The organism is Streptomyces sp. PU-14G, assembly GCF_041028275.1.
In the GTDB taxonomy this organism is placed as follows: domain Bacteria; phylum Actinomycetota; class Actinomycetes; order Streptomycetales; family Streptomycetaceae; genus Streptomyces.
The window spans coordinates 1-17,482 of sequence record NZ_JASKYT010000134.1 but is presented as its reverse complement, the minus strand read 5'-3'; the positions used below and the strand labels follow the sequence as shown (position 1 = coordinate 17,482).

The following is a 17,482-nucleotide window of genomic DNA, read 5'->3' as shown; positions in this document are numbered from 1 at the left end:
CGGGCGGGCTCCCCGGCCGGAGCCTCGGGGGGCCGAGTGCCGGGAGCGGGTGCCGAGCCGAAGAGTACGTCGTGGTGGGCGACTCCGAAGTCCCGCGCCCAGGCGAGGAACCGGTCGACGGCCTCCTCGTCCTCGCCCGCCTCCGCACGCCGGGCCGCGCTGAACTCCCGTACCGTCTCCAGCATCCGGAACCGCACACCGGCCGGGGTGTCGGTGACGGTGAGCAGCGACTGGTCGGCCAACTGCTCCAGGAGGGGAAGCGCGTCCCGGCCGAGCACCTGTTCCGCGGCTTCGCCGAGGAATCCGCCGGGGAAGACGGAGAGCGTGCGCAGCGCGGCGCGGGCGTCGTGCGCGAGCAGGTTCCAGCTCCACTCCACGACCGCGTGCAGCGTGCGGTGGCGCTCCGGCGTGTCCCGGGCCCCGCCGCGCAGCAGCGCGAACCTGTCGCCGAGGCGGCGGGCGATCTGCGGCACCGACAGTGCCCGCACCCGCGCCGCGGCCAGCTCCACGGCGAGCGGCAGCCCGTCGAGGTGGCGGCACAGCCCGGCCACCGCGTCCGGCAGCAGCTCCACGCCGGGCCGCGCGGCCCTGGCCCGCTGGGTGAACAGCTCGACGGCGGTCTCCAGACCGAGCTCCGGCAGTGCGTACACCGCCTCCGAGGTGAGGCCCAGCGGGGCGCGGCTGGTCGCGAGCACCCGCAAATCCCTCGCGGAGGAGACCAGGGCCCGCACGAGGTCGGCGGCGCCCCGCACGACCTGCTCGCAGTTGTCCAGCACCAGCAGCGCGGGCCCGGAGCCGAGCACGCCGAGGATGCCGGGGACCGGATCGGTCGAAAGGTGGCCGCTCAGGGCGGTGTGCCGCCCCTCTCCCGCGCCGAGCGCCGAGGCCACCTCAGCGGCCACGTCCTGGTCGGCGATCACGCCGGCGAGCGGCACGAAGTACACCACGCCCTGCTCGGCCCGCCGGCTGACGGCGTGCGCGAGCCGCGTCTTGCCGAGGCCGCCGGGGCCGACGACGGTGACGGCGCGGTAGGCGCGCGACAGCGCTTCCACCGCCGCGATGTCCTCGTCCCGGCCGAGGAGCGGATTCGGCTCGTGCGGCACGCCGTGCCTGACCACGGGCGCCTCGCCGTCCAGCAGCTCCCGCTGTACGGCCCTGAGTCCGGCGCCGGGGTCCGTGCCGAGCTGGTCGCGCAGCCGGCGCCGGTACGCCTCGTACCGTGTCAGCGCCGCGGACGGACCCGCCGTGCGCGCCTCCGTCCGCAGCAGTTCGGCGAGCACCTCCTCGTCGTGCGGGTGCGCCGCCGCGGTCGCGGCCAGCGGCCCTGCCGCCTCGGCGTGGCGGCCCAGCCGGGCGAGCGCGAGCGCCCGGGCACGGACGAGCGTGCCGCGCACGCGGGCCCGCTCGCCGCGCAACGCGGCCACCGGGTCGTCGGTGGGGCCGGAGCCGTCCTCGGTGCCCTCCCACAGCGCGAGTCCGGCCTCGGCCGCGGCCAGCGATCCCGCGTGGTCGCCCGCTGCGGCCCGCTGAGCGCCGGCGGCGGCGTGCGACAGCAGGGCGGAGCTGTCGACCTGGTCCTCGGCCAGGGCGAGCCGGTATCCGGTCGGTGTACTGGCGATGACGTCGGCGCCCAGCTGCGCGCGCGCCCTGGACACCAGGACCTGTACCGCCTTGCCCGGCCGCTCCGGCAGCTCCTGAGGCCACAGTCCGGCCACCAGCCGCTCGGTGCTGCACCCGGCACGCACGTCGCCCGCGAGGAGGGCGAGGAGGCCGCGGAGCCGGGGCGCGGTGATCTCCTGCCCGCGGTAGGCGACGCGCGGCAGCAGGGTCAGGTCGGTCGTCACCCGTGCAGGTTAGCCAAGGACTGACGCGCTCCGTCCAGGCGGCCGTTGACAAAGCGGAACACTGCTCCGTATGTTGAAGCGGAACGATGCTCCGCTTCACTGTCCGCAGGAACCGGACGCCCCTCACCGGCCTCATCCGCCACCCGTCCGGCCCCTCGGACGGGCGCGGCGGCACAGGCCATGGAAAGGACCACGCATGAGTCGATCTGCCCGCACGGCCGATACCTTCGCCTCGCCCTCTCCCGTTCTCTCGGTCAGCCCGGTGGTGCTGCCGGTTCCCGGCCGAGCCGTGGACCTCGAGGTGCGGGTCTCCGCGCCCGTGACCGGCGGCGGGCTGCCGGTCATCCTGCTCTCGCACGGCCAGGGCTACTCGAACAACCTCTCCTCGCTGAACGGTTACGCGCCCCTCGCCAACTTCTGGGCCGCGCACGGCTTCGCCGTCATCCAGCCCACCCACCTGAGTTCGAGCACGCTGCACCTGGACCCCGACACCCCCGAGGCACCCCTGTACTGGCGCTCGCGGGCCGAGGACATGACGCACGTCCTCGACCGGCTCGGCGCGATCGAGGCCGCAGTGCCGCAGCTGGCCGGACGCCTGGACCGGGACAAGGTCGCCGTGGCGGGCCACTCGATGGGCGGGCACACCGCGAGCCTGCTGCTGGGCGCCCGGCTCACCGATCCGCACGACGGGGCCGAGGCGGACCTGACCGAGCCCCGGATCTCGGCCGGCGTCCTGCTGGCCGCGCCCGGCGCGGGCGGTGACGCCCTCACCCGGTCCGCTGCCGAGGCGTTCCCCTTCCTCTCGACCACGGACTTCTCCAAGATGGCGACGCCCGCGCTCGTGGTCGCCGGAGACAGGGACGACTCGGCCCACCTGACGGTGCGGGGCCCGGACTGGCACGCCGATCCATACCGCCTCTCTCCGGGCCGCAAGGCTCTGGCCACCCTGTTCGGCGCCGAGCACGGGCTCGGTGGGGTCTCCGGCTACGACGTGGCCGAGACCACGGACGAGAGCCCCGAGCGGGTGTCCGCGGTGCAGCGGCTCACCTGGGCCTACCTGCGCGCCGAGCTCTACCCCGGCGATCCCGCCTGGCAGGCGGCGTGTGACGCGCTGGCGGCCGGGCCCGAGCCGCTCGTGCGGGTCGAGGCCAAGTAGTTCCGACAGCTTTGTATAGCTATGCAGTGCGCCGTAATTCCATTGAACTACGGCGCACTGCTTCGTACGCTGACGCGGCATGAGGCTCACACCAGTCACCGCCGACGATTCCGCCTACCTCGCCGCCGACGAGGCCGTCGACCACACCCACCCCAGGGTCCGCGAGACGGCCGACCGGCTGATGGCCGGGGCCGAGGGCGATCTGGCCGCTTACGCGCGCGGCGCCTACGAGTTCGTCCGTGACGCGGTTCCGCACTCGGCCGACGTCGATGACTGGCGCCTCACCTGGCGGGCCTCGGACGTGCTCACCCAGCGGATCGGGATCTGCCACTCCAAGTCCCACGCGCTGGTGGCCCTGTTGCGCGCGGAGGGCATCCCCGCCGGGTTCTGCTACCAGAAGCTGAACGTCCTCCACGGGATGATCGCCCTGCGGCTTCCCGGCTCGACGCGCTGGGTGCGGCAGGACGCGCGGGGCAACAAGCCCGGAGTCGACGCGCAGTTCAGCCTCGATCGCGAGCAGCTCGCGTTCGCCGCGTGGCCGGAGAAGGGGGAGTGCGACTACCCGCTCCTGTACGCCGAGCCCCACCCCGTCGTGCTGCGCGCTCTGCGACACGCCACCGACCGCGCCCACCTGTGGCACTTGCTGGACGTGGCGCTGTAGCGGTCGACCGGGTGGCCCCAGGGGTCGGGCGTCACCGTGCGGGCGTGATGCGCGTCCTCGCGTGGTGCGCGGCGCCCTCGTGCGGGGCGCGGCGCCCCGGGGTGTGGCGTGTTTCATGCGTGCCGCTCGGCTCGCCCTGTTTGAAGGCGGCGGATGTGTGAAAGAGTGCCAGATACATAGGTGGCCGATACACGTGACCTTTGGTGAAACCTTTACTACGGGGGGTTGTTGTACCTCGGCCGCGCACCAAAGGTCAGAAGCCGGAGGAAACACATGTGCGGAATCACCGGGTGGGTGTCCTACGACAGGAACCTGGTGTCCGAGCGGGCGACCGTCGACGCGATGACGGAGACCATGTCCTGCCGCGGTCCGGACGACGCCGGCATCTGGACGGAAGGACCCGCCGCGCTCGGCCACCGCAGGCTCGCGATCATCGACCTGCCGGGCGGCAGGCAGCCGATGACCGTCGAGACCCCCGAGGGCACCGTCGCGATGGTCTACTCGGGGGAGACCTACAACTACACCGAACTGCGGCGTGAACTGACCGGTCGGGGCCACAGGTTCACCACCGACTCCGACACCGAGGTCGTCCTCCACGCCTACCTCGAGTGGGGCCCGGCGCTGGCCGAGCGGCTGAACGGCATGTACGCCTTCGCCATCTGGGACAGCCGCACCAAGCAGCTCGTCATGGTCCGCGACCGGATGGGCATCAAGCCCTTCTACTACGCCGAGACAGCCGACGGTGTGCTCTTCGGCTCCGAGCCCAAGGCGATCCTCGCCAACCCGCTGGCCCGCCGCGAGGTCACCCTCGACGGGCTCCGCGAGCTCTTCGCCTTCGTCAAGACCCCCGGGCACGCCGTGTGGGAGGGGATGCGCGAGGTCGAGCCGGGCACCGTCGTGACGGTGGACACGAACGGGATACGCACCCACGTCTACTGGCAGTTGGAGACCCGGGCGCACACCGACAGCCAGGACGCGACCATCGCGCACGTGCGCGAGCTCATGGACGACATCGTGCGCCGTCAGCTCGTCTCCGACGTGCCGCGCTGCACCCTGCTCTCCGGCGGGCTCGACTCGTCCGCCATGACCGCGCTGGCGGCCAACCAACTGCGGGAAGGCACAGGAGAGACCGTCCGCAGCTTCGCCGTCGACTTCGTCGGCCAGGCCGAGAACTTCGTCGCCGACGAGCTGCGCGGCACCCCCGACACACCGTTCGTCCACGACGTGGCCCGCGCCTCGGCCACCGACCACCAGGACATCGTCCTCAGCTCCGACGACCTGGCCGACCCCGAGGTGCGCTCCCGCGTCATCAGGGCCCGCGACATCCCCGCCGGACTCGGCGACATGGACGCCTCCCTCTACCTCCTCTTCAAGGCCATCCGGCAGCACTCGACGGTCGCCCTGTCCGGTGAGTCGGCGGACGAGGTCTTCGGCGGCTACAAGCACTTCTTCGACGAGGAGGCCCGCAAGGGGCAGACCTTCCCGTGGCTGGTGCAGTTCGCCCACACCATCGGCGAGGACGGCAACGTCCTCAACGACTCGGTGAACCGCGCCCTTGACCTGCCCGGCTACACCCGGGACAGCTACGCCACGGCCACCTCCGGCATCCAGCGCCTGGAGGGGGAGAGCGACTTCGAGTACCGGATGCGGGTGATCTGCTACCTCCACCTCACCCGGTTCGTGCGCATCCTGCTGGACCGCAAGGACCGCGCCAGCATGGCCGTCGGCCTGGAGGTGCGCGTCCCCTTCTGCGACCACCGGCTGGTCGAGTACGTCTACAACACCCCCTGGTCCCTCAAGTCGTTCGACGGGCGCGAGAAGAGCCTGCTGCGTGAGGCGACCGCGGACGTGCTGCCGCGCTCGGTCTACGACCGGGTCAAGAGCCCCTACCCCTCCACGCAGGACCCCAAGTACCACACGGCACTGCAGGAGAACGTCAAGGACCTGCTCGCCAAGCCTTCCCACCAGGTCTTCGACCTGGTCAGCAAGGACTGGCTGGAGCGGGCCGTCAAGGTCGAGACCCCGCAGATCACCCAGGCGTCCCGGCGCGGCCTCGAGCGCGTCCTCGACCTGGCGCTGTGGATGGACATGTACGCCCCCACGCTTACACTCTCCTGACCTGATCAGGACGAGCCCGTGGGGGGAGCGATGGGGACCCGGCAGGACGCGGCCTTCGACACGGTGATCGCGCTGCACCGGCTGTTGCGCTCACTGCGCAGGACGAGTCCGACAGGCGGCCTGCAGCCCACCCAGTTGATCGTCCTGTCCATGCTGACCGAGGCAGGACCCAGCAGGGTCGGCGTGATCGCCGAGCGGGTCCCCTGCTCCCAGCCGACCGCCACCGCCGTCGTGGCGGAACTGGAGGCGCTCGGCCTGGTGCGCCGGGAACCCGATCCGACCGACGGCCGCGCCACCCGCGTGGCCGTCACCGGGGAGGGGACCGGCGCACTGCGGGGCGTGGCGCACGGCGAGGCCGAGGAGCTGTTGCGGCGGCTCGGCTCGCTGTCCGGCGACGAGGCGGCCCGGGTTCTCGCGGTGGCGCCGCTGCTGCGGCGGCTCGCCGAGGCAGGGCGCTGAGGGGCCGGACCGCCTGGAGCCGGGCGGGATCGCCGTTCCCGTCCCGCAAGGGCCTGCGGGCCCTGCCGGGGTCCTGCCGTGCTTACAGAGCGCGGGCCTGCGCCGGTGTCGGTGCCGTGCCGCCCAGGTGGGCGGGCTGCCACCAGGCGTCGGCGGCGCCCCCGGGAGAGGCCGGGTACGCCCGCTGAGCCGTCTCCAGCAGGTCGTGCACGCGTTCGCGGAGCCGGTCGGTGAGGCTCAGGGCCGTCTCGTCGGGACCGGGGCCCACGGGAGGGCCGACGCGGATGGTGATGGGCAGGTGGTTGCGTCCGAAGTCCCGCTTGTGGCCCTTCGTCCACAGGCGCTGCGTGCCCCACAGCGCCATCGGGACGAGCGGGACGCGCGCCTCCTGGGCGAGCCGGGCGGCGCCGGACTTGAAGTCCTTGAGGGTGAAGGAACGGGAGATGGTCGCCTCGGGGAACACTCCGATGACCTCGCCTGCGCGCAGCGCGTCCAGTGCGTGCGCGTAGGCGTGCTCTCCGCGCGAGCGGTCGACCGGAATGTGTTTCATGGCGCGCATCAGGGGCCCGGAGACCTTGTGCCGGAAGACCGAGTCCTTGGCCATGAACCGCACCAGCCGTTTGGCGGGCCGGGCGGCCAGGCCGGTGAAGATGAAGTCCAGGTAGCTGATGTGGTTGCTCACCAGGACGGCGCCCCCGCGGGCGGGCACGTGCTCGCTGCCGCATATGTCGAAGTGCAGGTCGAGCGCCTTGAACCACGCGCGCGCCGCGCCGATCACGGGCGGGTAGAGGAGATCGGCCATGTCGGGGGACCCTTTCGTCGGGGTGCCTGCAAGCGGTCTCCAGCAGGCCGTACGGTGACGGAACGGATGGTTGTGCGCATCGGGAACCTACGGTCCGTACTTACGGGTGCGTAACTTCCGGCTCCGGCAGATCGTTCCCCAAAGCATTCCTCCTGGCTACCCTCGCGGCAGACTTGTCCGTAAGCACGCGGGTATCCCGTACTCAGCCAGGGAATGGAGGCTTTCGTGACGCAGCGGGTGAGCGCCGAACTGCTCGGCGGGCGGGATCTGGGGGAGCGGGCGACGCTTCTGCAGTTCTCCAGCGCCTTCTGCCGGCCCTGCCACGCGACCCGCCGCGTCCTGACGGACGTGGCCGCCATGGTGCCGGGCGTCGCGCACATCGAGATCGACGCCGAGGACCAGTTGCCGCTGGTGCGGAAGCTCAAGATCCAGGGCACGCCCACGGTGCTCGTCCTCGACGCGGACGGGCGGATCGTCAAGCGGGCGGCGGGCCAGCCGCGCAAGGCCGACGTGATCGCCGCACTGGGCGCCGCCCTTGCCTGAATCCGACGAGGTGAGCCGCTCGCCGCCGGCGCGCGGCCCGGGTGCGCGGGCGTGACCCAGATCCCGTTCAGTGGCACTCGCTTCGCGTCGCCCCGCGTGATGGAGTTGGCTCAACATTCTCCCCGTTGGCTACGTCACAGTTCGGCGGTCTTGAGAACGGGGAACGTGCTGGATGTACTGACGAGTAATATTGTGGACGGACCGCCGGTCCCGCAGGGGCCGGAACCCGTAAGTCGAAGCAGTAGGAGAGCCGGCGTGAGCTTGAGGATCGTTGTCTGTGTGAAGTACGTGCCCGACGCCACCGGTGACCGGCACTTCGCGGAGGACCTGACCACCGATCGCGAGTCGGTCGACGGCCTGCTCTCCGAGCTGGACGAGTACGCCGTCGAGCAGGCGCTGCAGATCGCCGACGAGGCGGACTCCGAGGACGGGGCGGAGATCACCGTCCTGACCGTGGGCCCCGAGGACGCCAAGGACGCGCTGCGCAAGGCGCTGTCCATGGGCGCCGACAAGGCCGTCCACGTCGAGGACGACGACCTGCACGGCACCGACGCGCTCGGCACCTCCTACGTGCTGGCCAAGGCCATCGAGAAGACCGGCTACGACCTGGTGGTGTGCGGTATGGCCTCCACCGACGGCACGATGGGCGTGCTGCCCGCGATGCTCGCCGAGCGGCTCGGTGTGCCGCAGGCGACGCTGCTGTCCGAGGTCTCGGTCGAGGGCGGGGTGGTCACCGGCCGGCGCGACGGCGACGCCGCCACCGAGCAGCTGTCGGCCCAGCTCCCCGCCGTCGTCTCGGTCACCGACCAGTCGGGCGAGGCGCGTTACCCCTCCTTCAAGGGGATCATGGCCGCCAAGAAGAAGCCCGTCGAGTCGCTGGACCTCGACGACCTGGACATCGACGCCGACGAGGTCGGCCTGGACGGCGCCTGGACCAAGGTCGAGGACGCGGCCGAACGCCCGCCGCGCTCCGCCGGCACCGTCGTCAAGGACGAGGGCGACGGCGGCAAGCAGCTGGCCGAGTACCTGGCGGGCCAGAAGTTCATCTGAGCTGCCGTCCCTTCCCGCCTTCCCCGACCTCGCTCGACCTCCCTCCCCGATCCCGCGCAGGAGAGCAATCCCATGGCTGAAGTCCTTGTCTACGTCGACCACGTGGACGGCGCCGTCCGCAAGCCCACCCTCGAACTGCTGACCCTGGCCAGGAAGCTGGGCGACCCGGTGGCCGTACACCTGGGCCCGAACGCCGAGGAGGCCGCCAAGACGCTCGGCGAGTACGGCGCCACCCGCGTGCTGACCGCCGACGCCGCCGAGTTCGCCGACTACCTCGTCGTGCCGAAGGTGGACGCGCTGCAGGCCGCCTACGACTCCGTCTCGCCCGCCGCCGTGCTGGTGCCCTCGTCGGCGGAGGGCAAGGAGATCGCCGCCCGTCTCGCGGTGCGCATCGGCTCGGGCATCATCACCGACGCCGTGGACCTGGAGACCTCCGACGAGGGCCCGGTGGCCACCCAGTCGGTGTTCGCCGCGGCGTTCACCACCCGGTCCCGTGTCTCCAAGGGCACGCCGGTCATCACCGTCAAGCCCAACTCCACGAGCCCCGAGGCCGCTTCCGCGGCCGGTGCTCTCGAGGAGCTGTCGGTCGGCTTCGGCGAGGCCGCCACCGGTACCAAGGTCACCTCGCGTACCCCGCGCGAGTCCACGGGCCGCCCGGAGCTCACCGAGGCCGCGATCGTCGTCTCCGGTGGCCGCGGCGTCAACGGCGCGGAGAACTTCCCGCTGATTGAGGGCCTGGCCGACGCGCTGGGCGCCGCCGTCGGTGCCTCGCGCGCCGCGGTCGACGCCGGCTGGTACCCGCACTCCCACCAGGTCGGCCAGACCGGCAAGACCGTCTCGCCCCAGCTGTACGTGGCCACCGGAATCTCCGGCGCGATCCAGCACCGCGCCGGCATGCAGACCTCCAAGACGATCGTGGCCATCAACAAGGACTCCGAAGCCCCGATCTTCGACCTGGTCGACTACGGCATCGTCGGCGACCTCTTCGAGGTCGTCCCCCAGCTGACCGAAGAGGTCAAGACCCGCAAGGGCTGACCCCGCGCGACCGAAGGGCCCCGCACCGGATCCTGGTGCGGGGCCCTCGGCGTGCGCGGACCGCTCCCTCGCCGCTCCGGGGCGGCAGGCACCAGCTCAAGGGGGGAGGGGGGCGGCTCAGCGGGAGAAGACGGCTCAGAAGGAGGAGACGGCTCAGAAGGAGAAGACCGAAGCCCCCTCGACGTCCTTCACGCAGGGGTTGGACCAGGTGCGCGCGAAGTCGACGCGCTCGCCCTGCCACACGCCCTGCGCGGTGACCGTGACCGGCCGCCACTCCCGGGTGCACAGGCGGCCCTCTGCGCCGCCCAGTGCACCGAAGTCCCCCTTGGCCGCGCGGAGTTGGGCGCACGCCTTGCCTGGGGCGGGGTGGGTGCCGGAAGCGGTGGGTGTGCAGCTGAGGGTGACGGCACGCTTCGCGGCTGCGGCGGCGCTGTCCCCTTCGGTGACGGTGAGGACCAGGGCCGAGGGGGCGTAGAGGGAAGTGGCCTGGGCGGGCGCGGCTTCGGCGGGCGCGGTCGCGAGGGCGAGCGCGCTGACGGTCCCTGTCACAGCTGCCGCCAGGGTCAGGGCGGCGCTCCGGGACGCGGTCTTCCGCATTGTGTGCTTCCTTCCGCTTCGAGGGTTGTGCCGGATCGGCGGGCCTGAGTCTGCCGAGTCCGGATACCGGAAGCACACCGGCACCACGCGTTTCGGTAACGTTGCGCGTTGAATCAGTGGCGCAAAGTGACGCTCTCCCTCTGTGTCCGCCTGCGGCAACCCCCCGTTGTTCGCCTCCCGTTCACTCCCGCTGGCCGAAACCCGCCCCTGCACATCGGCCGAATTGCGGGCCATGGCCCGCGTCGTGTGCCATGGCCCCTCTCGGGCGAGGGTCGACCGGCGTCCCTGCCGGCCTTCTTGAACCCTTGACTGGCTGGTCAGGGGGCCATAACGTCGCGGCAACTGGCTTCAACGTTTTGTTGATTCCGGATTGTCGTCAGCAAGAAGGAGCGTAGATGTCGCAGGGTGGGACGGCCGGGACCAGCTTGGGCGCCGGTGTCGTGGCGGAGGTGGCCGAGGCGCTGGCGCCGGTCGACGCCGAGCTCGCACGGCGGTACCCGGGGGACCCGGGGACGCGGCAACCGGTGCACACGGTGTACGTGCCCGCCGACGCCGTCTCGCCCGGCACGGTCGGCGAGTGGGGCGAGGCGGCCCTCGCACTGCTCGACGCGCACGCCCCGGACGCGGGCGCCCTCGCCCGCGTGCTGGACATGGACGAGTCGCTGGCCGGCCCCGTCTACGACCGCATACGCGACAAACTGCGCCGCGAGCCCGTCGAAGACCTGCGCATCGACTTCGAGGACGGCTACGGGGCCAGGTCCGACGAGGAGGAGGACGCCGCCGCGACCCGCGCCGCCAAGCTGGTCGCCGACGCCTTCGCCGAAGGGGCCGAAAGGCCCGCCCCGTCCTACGCCGGCATCCGCATGAAGTGCATGGAGGCCGCCGTCCGCGACCGCGGCATCCGCACCCTCGACCTCTTCCTCACCGGGCTGATGGAGGCGGGCGGCCTGCCGGACGGGCTGGTGCTGACACTGCCCAAGGTGACCTACGCGGAGCAGGTCACGGCGATGGTCCGGCTCTGCGAGGAGTTCGAGAAGGCCCGCGGACTCGCACCCGGCCGCATCGGGTTCGAGATCCAGATCGAGACGACCCAGTCGATCCTGGGCGCCGACGGCCGCGCCACGGTGGCCCGGATGATCGACGCCGCCCAGGGCCGGGCGACCTCCCTGCACTACGGCACGTTCGACTACAGCGCCTCCTGCGGTGTCTCCGCCGCCTACCAGGCGATGGACCACCCGGCCGCCGACCACGCCAAGGCCGTCATGCAGGTCGCCGCCGCCGGCACCGGCGTCCGCCTCTCGGACGGCTCCACCAACATCCTCCCGGTGGGCGACCGGGCCCAGGTCCACGACGCCTGGCGGCTCCACCACGGGCTGGTGCGCCGCTCGCTGGCCCGCGCCTACTACCAGGGCTGGGACATGCACCCCGGCCACCTGCCCACCCGGTACGCCGCCGTCTACGCCTTCTACCGCGAGGGCATGCGGCGCGCGGGCGAACGCCTGGCGGCCTACGTGGCGCAGACGGCCGGGGAGGTCGCCGACGAGCCCGCGAGTGCCCGCGCTCTGAGCGGGTACCTGCTCCGCGGCCTGGACTGCGGCGCGCTCGACACCGCGGAGGTCAAGGAGGTCTCCGGTCTCGACCGGGCCGAGCTCGACCGCCTCGCGGGGCGCTGAGCCCCGCCAGTCCCCGGGCGGCCGCCCTGGTCTCGCGCGGCCGCCCGGTTCCGCCGTCCCTCGGACCGGTGCGGGCCGCCCCACTCGGCGCCGGTCAGCTCCTCCGGCACCGCCAACCGCTCCTGTGCCACGTCCAGCGGTGCTGCGACGCCGTGGGCGCGGCTGCTGAACCGGGCCACCGACCCCATGCTGTCCAGGTCAAACCGCACCTGTTCACCGTGCTGCGGAAGTTGGATGAGCGGCAGCTGACCAACCACGTACTGATCATCGCCCGGCGGCGTGTCGAAGCCGAGGGCTGCGACCTCCTCCCCTCTTTACGCCACCTGCGGCTGACCGTACCGGTTACGCACTCGGCATCACCGGCCCGGTCATCGAACCGGTCGACTCCCGCATCGCCGCGACGAGCCTGCGCACCCTGCACGAGCACGCCGAGCACTGCCGCATCACGAACGTGAGGCAACGCGATGCCTTCCCACGTAGCGCAGTGGTGGGTGACTGAGTACGCTCTGGCCGGACCCTCACGGGAGGCCAACTCGACAGCGGGCGGGGGCATTCGATGGACCAGGTGCAGCCGGAGCGGATCGTCGGTGGGCGCTACCGGCTTGTCGGACAGCTCGGCGTCGGCGGGTTCGGGCGGGTGTGGCAGGCGCATGACGAGGCGCTGGGCGTTCGTGTCGCGATCAAGGAGGTGTGTCTACCCCAACGGGCGGACTCGGACGCGGAGCATCGTGAACAGGTGGTCCGCGCGGCTCGTGAGGCCCGCAACGCGGCCCGTCTGCGTGACCATCCGCATGTCGTCGCGGTCCACGATGTGGTGATGGAAAACGGTGCGCCCTGGATCGTGATGCGCATGGTCGACGGGTGCTCTTTGGAAGAACGGCTGCGCGCGGATGGGCGGCTGCCCGCGCCGCTCGTGACCGAGATGGCGGCTGCCCTGCTCAAGGCACTGAAGGCTGCCCACGCGGCCGGGATCGTGCACCGCGATCTGAAACCCGCGAACGTGATGCTCACCGACGACGGCCAGATCCTCCTCGCCGACTTCGGCATCGCCGTCCACGAGACCGACACCCGTCTCACCACCACGGGAGGAGTCATCGGCTCCGCCGAGTACATGGCCCCCGAGCGCCTCAACGGCCTCCAGGATCAGGCCGCCGGTGACCTGTTCTCTCTCGGGGTCACCTTGTACGAAGCGATCGAGGGTGTCTCACCGTTCCGCAGGAACACTCCTACGGCCACCCTCGCCGCCGTTGCCCTCCATGATCCGCCCCCGATGCGCCACGCTGACCCCGTCTTCGCCTCGCTCGTCACCGCCCTCCTTGCCAAGAATCCCGAAGGCCGCCCGAGCGCGGACGGCACCCTGGCCGTCCTCCGAGCCGGCACCCCCACGGTCACGGCGTCCAGGCCCCCACGCGCACCGGGCGCACCGGCCGTGCCGCCTGCCCCCACAGCATCGGTGGCTTCGTCCGTGAGCAGCACCGCGCGTATCGGGCGTCTGGTCATGGGGAGTTGGTTCCTGCTGGCCGGGATCGGCCTTGTCGCGTTCGGTTGCTACATGTTCAGCACCGAGGGAGGCTGGGAGGGCGCCTATCCCGTAAGTGTGGGCGCCGCTGCTCTGGTCGCAGTGCTCTTCGATCTGACCGCGATGTTCTATCGATGGAATCACCCGGGCAAACCATCCTTTCGGATCGTGGGTGGACTCTTTTTTCCCGTTTTCATCCCGCTGGCCACGATCTGGGCGGTGTGGAACACGGTGTTGCTCGCGTAGGGACTGCGGCTTGGCCGATGGATCGGCGAATCATGGTGGGGGCGAAGTAATGTCCACGCCGTTGCCGAGCCGCTCGGTGAAGGCGACAAGGACGTCGTCACAGTGGCGCGAGCGAAGTGCGGGGACCGGACCTGCATGCCGAGAGGGCCGCAGGCGTGGGTGAACTTCTCCACCGGGTCGAGGCGGACCGGGAAGCCCAAGATGGGAGAAGCCCTACTCGCGGGGTCGACGCGTTGCCTGGGCCCCCGGACTCCCGATGTGCCGACAGCTCCGTGCATGCCGTAGAGTGTCGGTTACCGACGCGGGGTGGAGCAGCTCGGTAGCTCGCTGGGCTCATAACCCAGAGGTCGCAGGTTCAAATCCTGTCCCCGCTACGCATCAGGAAGTCCCCGGCCGGTGGCCGGGGACTTCCTGTTTCGACGTCCGGGCGAGGTCCTTGGAGCCTGCGCAGTCGTCAGGTAGGCACACCGGGAAGTGCGGTCGGCGGTGACGGTGAGAGTGGCCGTGGCTTCCCGGTGGCTTCCCCGTGTGTGCGCCGTCGAAGTTCCGGCTGCGCGGCCAGCCCAACGGCTGCGGGCGTCAGTGAGTCTGGCTTCCCCCTTCCGGGGTTCACGGGCCGCATGTTTCGGGCCCCGGCCGCGTGCTGCCGGCCCGCACGCTCGTGCAGTCGCCGCACACGACCGTCTCGCCGCCCACGACCGCCAGTCAGCTCATGACGACACCTCACGGGCAGACCAGCGACACCGCCACTGCGCGGGCACCTAGGCTCCCAACTGCTCCCACTGGTCGGCGAGCGAGGTCAGTTCCCGCAGGAGCCTTTCGCGGTCGGCCGGGTCGTACTTGTCGAGCAGGCGCTCGTCCAACTCCCGCACCCGGGTCTCGGCCGCCGCGAGGGCGCGCTCTCCCTCCGCCGTCAGGTACAGCAGCTTGCGGCGGCCGTCGGTCGAGGCCGTCCTGCGCTCCAACAGCCCACGCTTGTCCAGCCGTTGCGCCAGGTCCGCCATGGTCGAGGTGTCCAGCGCGACGGCCGATGCCAGGGAGCTCTGGTCGCTGCCGGGGTAGGCACGCACCGTGGTCAGCACGGCGAACTGCGGCCCGGTCAGCGTCCGGTCCACGGCACGCACCCACGCCGCCAGATACGCCTGCTGCAGGCGTCTGACCTGATAGCCGGGCGCGGTCGTGAGTTCCTCGGGCGCGGCAGGCGGGGACGCGGACGCGGCCGGCGCCACGGAATCCGCGGGGGTCGGGGTCTTGTCAGCCATAGGGTCACTTAAGCACGGCAGTTGGACAGTCCAGGAGGCGCGGGGCGGACCGTCGCGTTCCGCCGGAGCGGCCCCGTACGGAGTCCTGGCCGGGCCGCCCGTGCGGCCCCGCGCGAGCCCCGCACGAGCCCCGTGTGAGCCCCGGATCGGGCCTTCCCGCGCGGCCCGTGCGGCCCGGCAAGACCGTACGCCCCTCCCTCCCCCTCCCTCCCTCCGTGCGGGCGAGCGGATCGGTGCGCGGGCCCTACCGCGGGTCACCACGCGAGGAGTGCTCGGGGACGATTTCCTCCTATCGTGCGCATCCCGGCCGCACTGTGGGTACCTCGCGGGGGCGGAGGTGGACCATGGACGACGACAGCGCCGAGATCCTGTTCATCGGCAACGCCACGCTGCTCATCCGCTACGGCGAGCTCACGCTGCTCACCGACCCGAACTTTCTGCACCAGGGGCAGCACGCCCACCTCGGGTACGGGCTGCTGGCCCGGCGGCTGACCGAGCCCGCCGTGGGCCTGGAGGATCTGCCGCCCGATCTGGACGCCGTCGTGCTCTCGCATCTGCACGGCGACCACTGGGACCGGACCGCACGCCGCGGCCTGGACCGCGGGCTGCCCATCCTGACCACCCCGCACGCCTCCCGTGTCCTCCAGGGCGCCCAGGGCTTCCGGCGCGCCATGGGACTGCGCACCTGGGAGAGCCACACGCTGGTGCGCGGCCACAGCCGGGTGAGGGTCACCTCGGTGCCGGGGCGCCACGCCTTCGGACCGCTGGAGAAGCTGCTTCCGCCGGTGATGGGCAGCGTCCTGGAGTGCGGGCCCGCCGCGGGGCCCGTGCGGCTGCGGATCTATCTCAGCGGCGACACCCTCGTCTTCGAGGGGCTGCGCGAGATCGGCAACCGCTGCCCCGACCTCAACCTGGCGGTCCTCCACCTGGGCGGAACGACGCTGCCTGGCGGGAAGGTCGTCACGATGGACGGCGGGCAGGGGGCCGAGCTCGTACAGCTGTTGCAGCCGCGCTTGGCGCTTCCGGTGCACTACGACGATTACACGGTGTTCAAGTCGCCGCTGGACGACTTCGTCTCCGCGATGGAGGCACAGGGCCTGGGGGACAGGCTCGTGGACTGCCCGCGCGGTGCCCGCGTCACCGTCAGTGCGGCGGCCGAGGTCAGCACGGTCGGGCCGGTGCGGGCCCCGGCGTTGTGACACACGGTGATCAGCCCGCGGGGGCGCCGGCGCGGCAGGCTCGGGTGGCGCCGGCAGGCCCGGGCGGGGCGGCAGGTCCGGATGGCGCGGCGGGTCCGGGTGGCGCGCGGAAGTCCGCCGTGGCGACGCGGGGCCCCCGTCCGCTGTCCGCCCACTGCCGCCCGCGTCAGTCCCGGGGCGGTATCTCCCCCGAACCCCGGGCGATCAGCTGCGTCGGACGGGAGAGCGTGCGGGGCGGGTCGTCGGCGCCGTCCAACCGCCTGAAGAGCAGCTCAGCGGCGCTGCGGCCCAGGTCGGCGGGGTCCTGCGCGATGACCGTGACCGGCGGGGAGAGCAGGTCGGCCAGCTCGAAGTCGTCGAAGCCGACCAGCGCCACAGGACGCCCGCGCCGCTCCGGCTCGGCCAGCACCCGCACCAGGGTGACCGTCACCCGGTTGTTCCCCGAGAAGACGGCCGTGACCGGCGCGGTCTCCCCGGCGCCGTCGAGAATGCGGGCCGCGTCGGCCCGCACCCGGTCCGAGCCGGTCGGGCCGAGCGCGACCCACGACTCGCTCACCGGCAGACCCGCCTGAGCCATCGCGGCCCGGTAGCCGCGCAGGCGTTCCTTGGCGGTGTGGATGCCTGGCCTGTCGCCGATGAAGCCGATCCGGCGGTGCCCGTGTGCGATCAGGTGGGCGACCCCGGCGCGGGCGCCTTCGAAGCTGTCGGAGAGTACCATGTCGGCCTCGATCCGGCCCGGCGGCCGGTCGAGGAAGACCGTGGCGACGCCGGCGGCGATCTCCGGGGCGAGATACCGGTGGTCGTCGCTGGCCGGGACGATCACCAGTCCGTCGACGCGGCGGGCGCACAGGGCCAGCGCCAGCTCGCGCTCCCGCTCCGGGTCCTCGGCGCTCGACCCGTTGATCAGCAGCGCTCCGTGCGCGCGGGCGACCTCTTCGACCGCCCGGCTGAGGGGGGAGTAGAACGGGTCGGCCAGGTCCTCGACGACGAGACCGATGCTGGCCGTCGTGCCCTTGCGCAGCACGCGAGCGCTGTCGTTGCGCCGGAAGCCGAGCGAGGTGATGGCTTCCTGTACCCGGCGCTCGGTGTCGCTGGAGACCCCGGCCTCGCCGTTGACGACCCGCGAGACGGTCTTGAGGCCGACGCCGGCGCGCGCCGCCACGTCCTTCATGGTCGGCCTGCCCGCGTGCCGGCGCCCGCCGTGCCGCGCCGCGTGCGGGACGGCGGCCCGGGCCCCGTCGTCCCCTGCACCGGGGGCCGTCGACGCGGTGGGGGACGCCGCCGGGCCGGTCTCGTCGGCGGGGGAGGCCGCTGGGCC

The 17,482-nt window shown here is 72.1% G+C and carries 15 protein-coding genes and 1 tRNA gene; 11 read left to right on the top strand and 5 right to left on the bottom strand.

What is annotated here, in order from left to right:
* The coding region (locus AB8Z75_RS17505; RefSeq protein WP_369202995.1) for a BTAD domain-containing putative transcriptional regulator at positions 1-1,844 on the bottom strand (1,844 nt) is incomplete at its 3' end.
* 196 nt (positions 1,845-2,040) lie between these two features.
* Here AB8Z75_RS17505 and AB8Z75_RS17500 point away from each other — a divergent pair.
* The 4 genes from AB8Z75_RS17500 to AB8Z75_RS17485 all read left to right on the top strand — a co-directional run bounded on the left by AB8Z75_RS17500 (position 2,041) and on the right by AB8Z75_RS17485 (position 6,238).
* A complete protein-coding gene (locus AB8Z75_RS17500; protein ID WP_369202993.1) occupies positions 2,041-3,000 on the top strand; it encodes an alpha/beta hydrolase family protein in 960 nt (319 codons plus the stop codon).
* Positions 3,001-3,079: 79 nt separating this feature from the next.
* Positions 3,080-3,661: a transglutaminase family protein gene (locus AB8Z75_RS17495; RefSeq protein ID WP_369202991.1), complete on the top strand. Its 582-nt coding sequence runs from the start codon at positions 3,080-3,082 to the stop codon at positions 3,659-3,661.
* 273 nt (positions 3,662-3,934) lie between these two features.
* Positions 3,935-5,779, top strand: a complete 1,845-nt coding sequence (gene asnB / locus AB8Z75_RS17490; RefSeq protein WP_369202989.1) for an asparagine synthase (glutamine-hydrolyzing) — start codon at positions 3,935-3,937, stop codon at positions 5,777-5,779.
* A 30-nt stretch (positions 5,780-5,809) separates the two neighbouring features.
* Entirely contained in the window at positions 5,810-6,238 is a 429-nt protein-coding gene (locus tag AB8Z75_RS17485) for a MarR family winged helix-turn-helix transcriptional regulator (RefSeq protein WP_369202987.1), read from the top strand.
* 82 nt (positions 6,239-6,320) lie between these two features.
* Here AB8Z75_RS17485 and AB8Z75_RS17480 read toward each other — a convergent pair whose 3' ends face one another.
* Positions 6,321-7,040: a lysophospholipid acyltransferase family protein gene (locus AB8Z75_RS17480; RefSeq protein ID WP_369202985.1), complete on the bottom strand. Its 720-nt coding sequence runs from the start codon at positions 7,038-7,040 to the stop codon at positions 6,321-6,323.
* A gap of 213 nt (positions 7,041-7,253) precedes the next feature.
* Here AB8Z75_RS17480 and AB8Z75_RS17475 point away from each other — a divergent pair, with 213 nt between their 5' ends.
* The 3 genes from AB8Z75_RS17475 (at position 7,254) to AB8Z75_RS17465 (ending at position 9,668) form a co-directional block, all read left to right on the top strand.
* Positions 7,254-7,583 (top strand): TlpA family protein disulfide reductase, encoded by a 330-nt coding sequence (locus AB8Z75_RS17475; RefSeq protein WP_369202983.1) that lies wholly within the window; start codon positions 7,254-7,256, stop codon positions 7,581-7,583.
* A gap of 255 nt (positions 7,584-7,838) precedes the next feature.
* The gene (locus tag AB8Z75_RS17470; protein ID WP_369202981.1) at positions 7,839-8,633 is read left to right on the top strand and encodes an electron transfer flavoprotein subunit beta; all 795 of its coding nucleotides are present in this window, start codon (positions 7,839-7,841) and stop codon (positions 8,631-8,633) included.
* A gap of 72 nt (positions 8,634-8,705) precedes the next feature.
* On the top strand, positions 8,706-9,668 hold the full coding sequence (locus tag AB8Z75_RS17465) for an electron transfer flavoprotein subunit alpha/FixB family protein (RefSeq protein ID WP_369202979.1): 963 nt from the start codon (positions 8,706-8,708) through the stop codon (positions 9,666-9,668).
* A 153-nt stretch (positions 9,669-9,821) separates the two neighbouring features.
* Here the strand turns inward: AB8Z75_RS17465 and AB8Z75_RS17460 are convergent, their stop codons facing one another.
* On the bottom strand, positions 9,822-10,265 hold the full coding sequence (locus tag AB8Z75_RS17460; protein ID WP_369202977.1) for a subtilase-type protease inhibitor: 444 nt from the start codon (positions 10,263-10,265) through the stop codon (positions 9,822-9,824).
* Positions 10,266-10,660: 395 nt separating this feature from the next.
* Between AB8Z75_RS17460 and AB8Z75_RS17455 the strand changes: the two genes are divergently transcribed.
* The 3 genes from AB8Z75_RS17455 to AB8Z75_RS17445 all read left to right on the top strand — a co-directional run bounded on the left by AB8Z75_RS17455 (position 10,661) and on the right by AB8Z75_RS17445 (position 14,077).
* Positions 10,661-11,938 carry an aldolase/citrate lyase family protein gene (locus AB8Z75_RS17455; protein WP_369202975.1) on the top strand — a complete coding sequence of 426 codons (1,278 nt, stop codon included), beginning with the start codon at positions 10,661-10,663 and terminating at the stop codon, positions 11,936-11,938.
* Positions 11,939-12,494: 556 nt separating this feature from the next.
* Positions 12,495-13,703: a serine/threonine-protein kinase gene (locus tag AB8Z75_RS17450; protein WP_369202973.1), complete on the top strand. Its 1,209-nt coding sequence runs from the start codon at positions 12,495-12,497 to the stop codon at positions 13,701-13,703.
* Positions 13,704-14,003: 300 nt separating this feature from the next.
* A tRNA-Met gene (locus AB8Z75_RS17445) sits at positions 14,004-14,077 on the top strand.
* A 387-nt stretch (positions 14,078-14,464) separates the two neighbouring features.
* Here AB8Z75_RS17445 and AB8Z75_RS17440 read toward each other — a convergent pair.
* Positions 14,465-14,965 (bottom strand): MarR family winged helix-turn-helix transcriptional regulator, encoded by a 501-nt coding sequence (locus AB8Z75_RS17440; RefSeq protein ID WP_369202971.1) that lies wholly within the window; start codon positions 14,963-14,965, stop codon positions 14,465-14,467.
* A 344-nt stretch (positions 14,966-15,309) separates the two neighbouring features.
* On the opposite strand from AB8Z75_RS17440, the gene AB8Z75_RS17435 reads away from it, so the two are divergent.
* Entirely contained in the window at positions 15,310-16,164 is an 855-nt protein-coding gene (locus AB8Z75_RS17435) for an MBL fold metallo-hydrolase (RefSeq protein ID WP_369202969.1), read from the top strand.
* A 166-nt stretch (positions 16,165-16,330) separates the two neighbouring features.
* Here AB8Z75_RS17435 and AB8Z75_RS17430 read toward each other — a convergent pair whose 3' ends face one another.
* Positions 16,331-17,335 (bottom strand): LacI family DNA-binding transcriptional regulator, encoded by a 1,005-nt coding sequence (locus AB8Z75_RS17430; protein ID WP_369202997.1) that lies wholly within the window; start codon positions 17,333-17,335, stop codon positions 16,331-16,333.
* Positions 17,336-17,482: the final 147 nt, after the last annotated feature.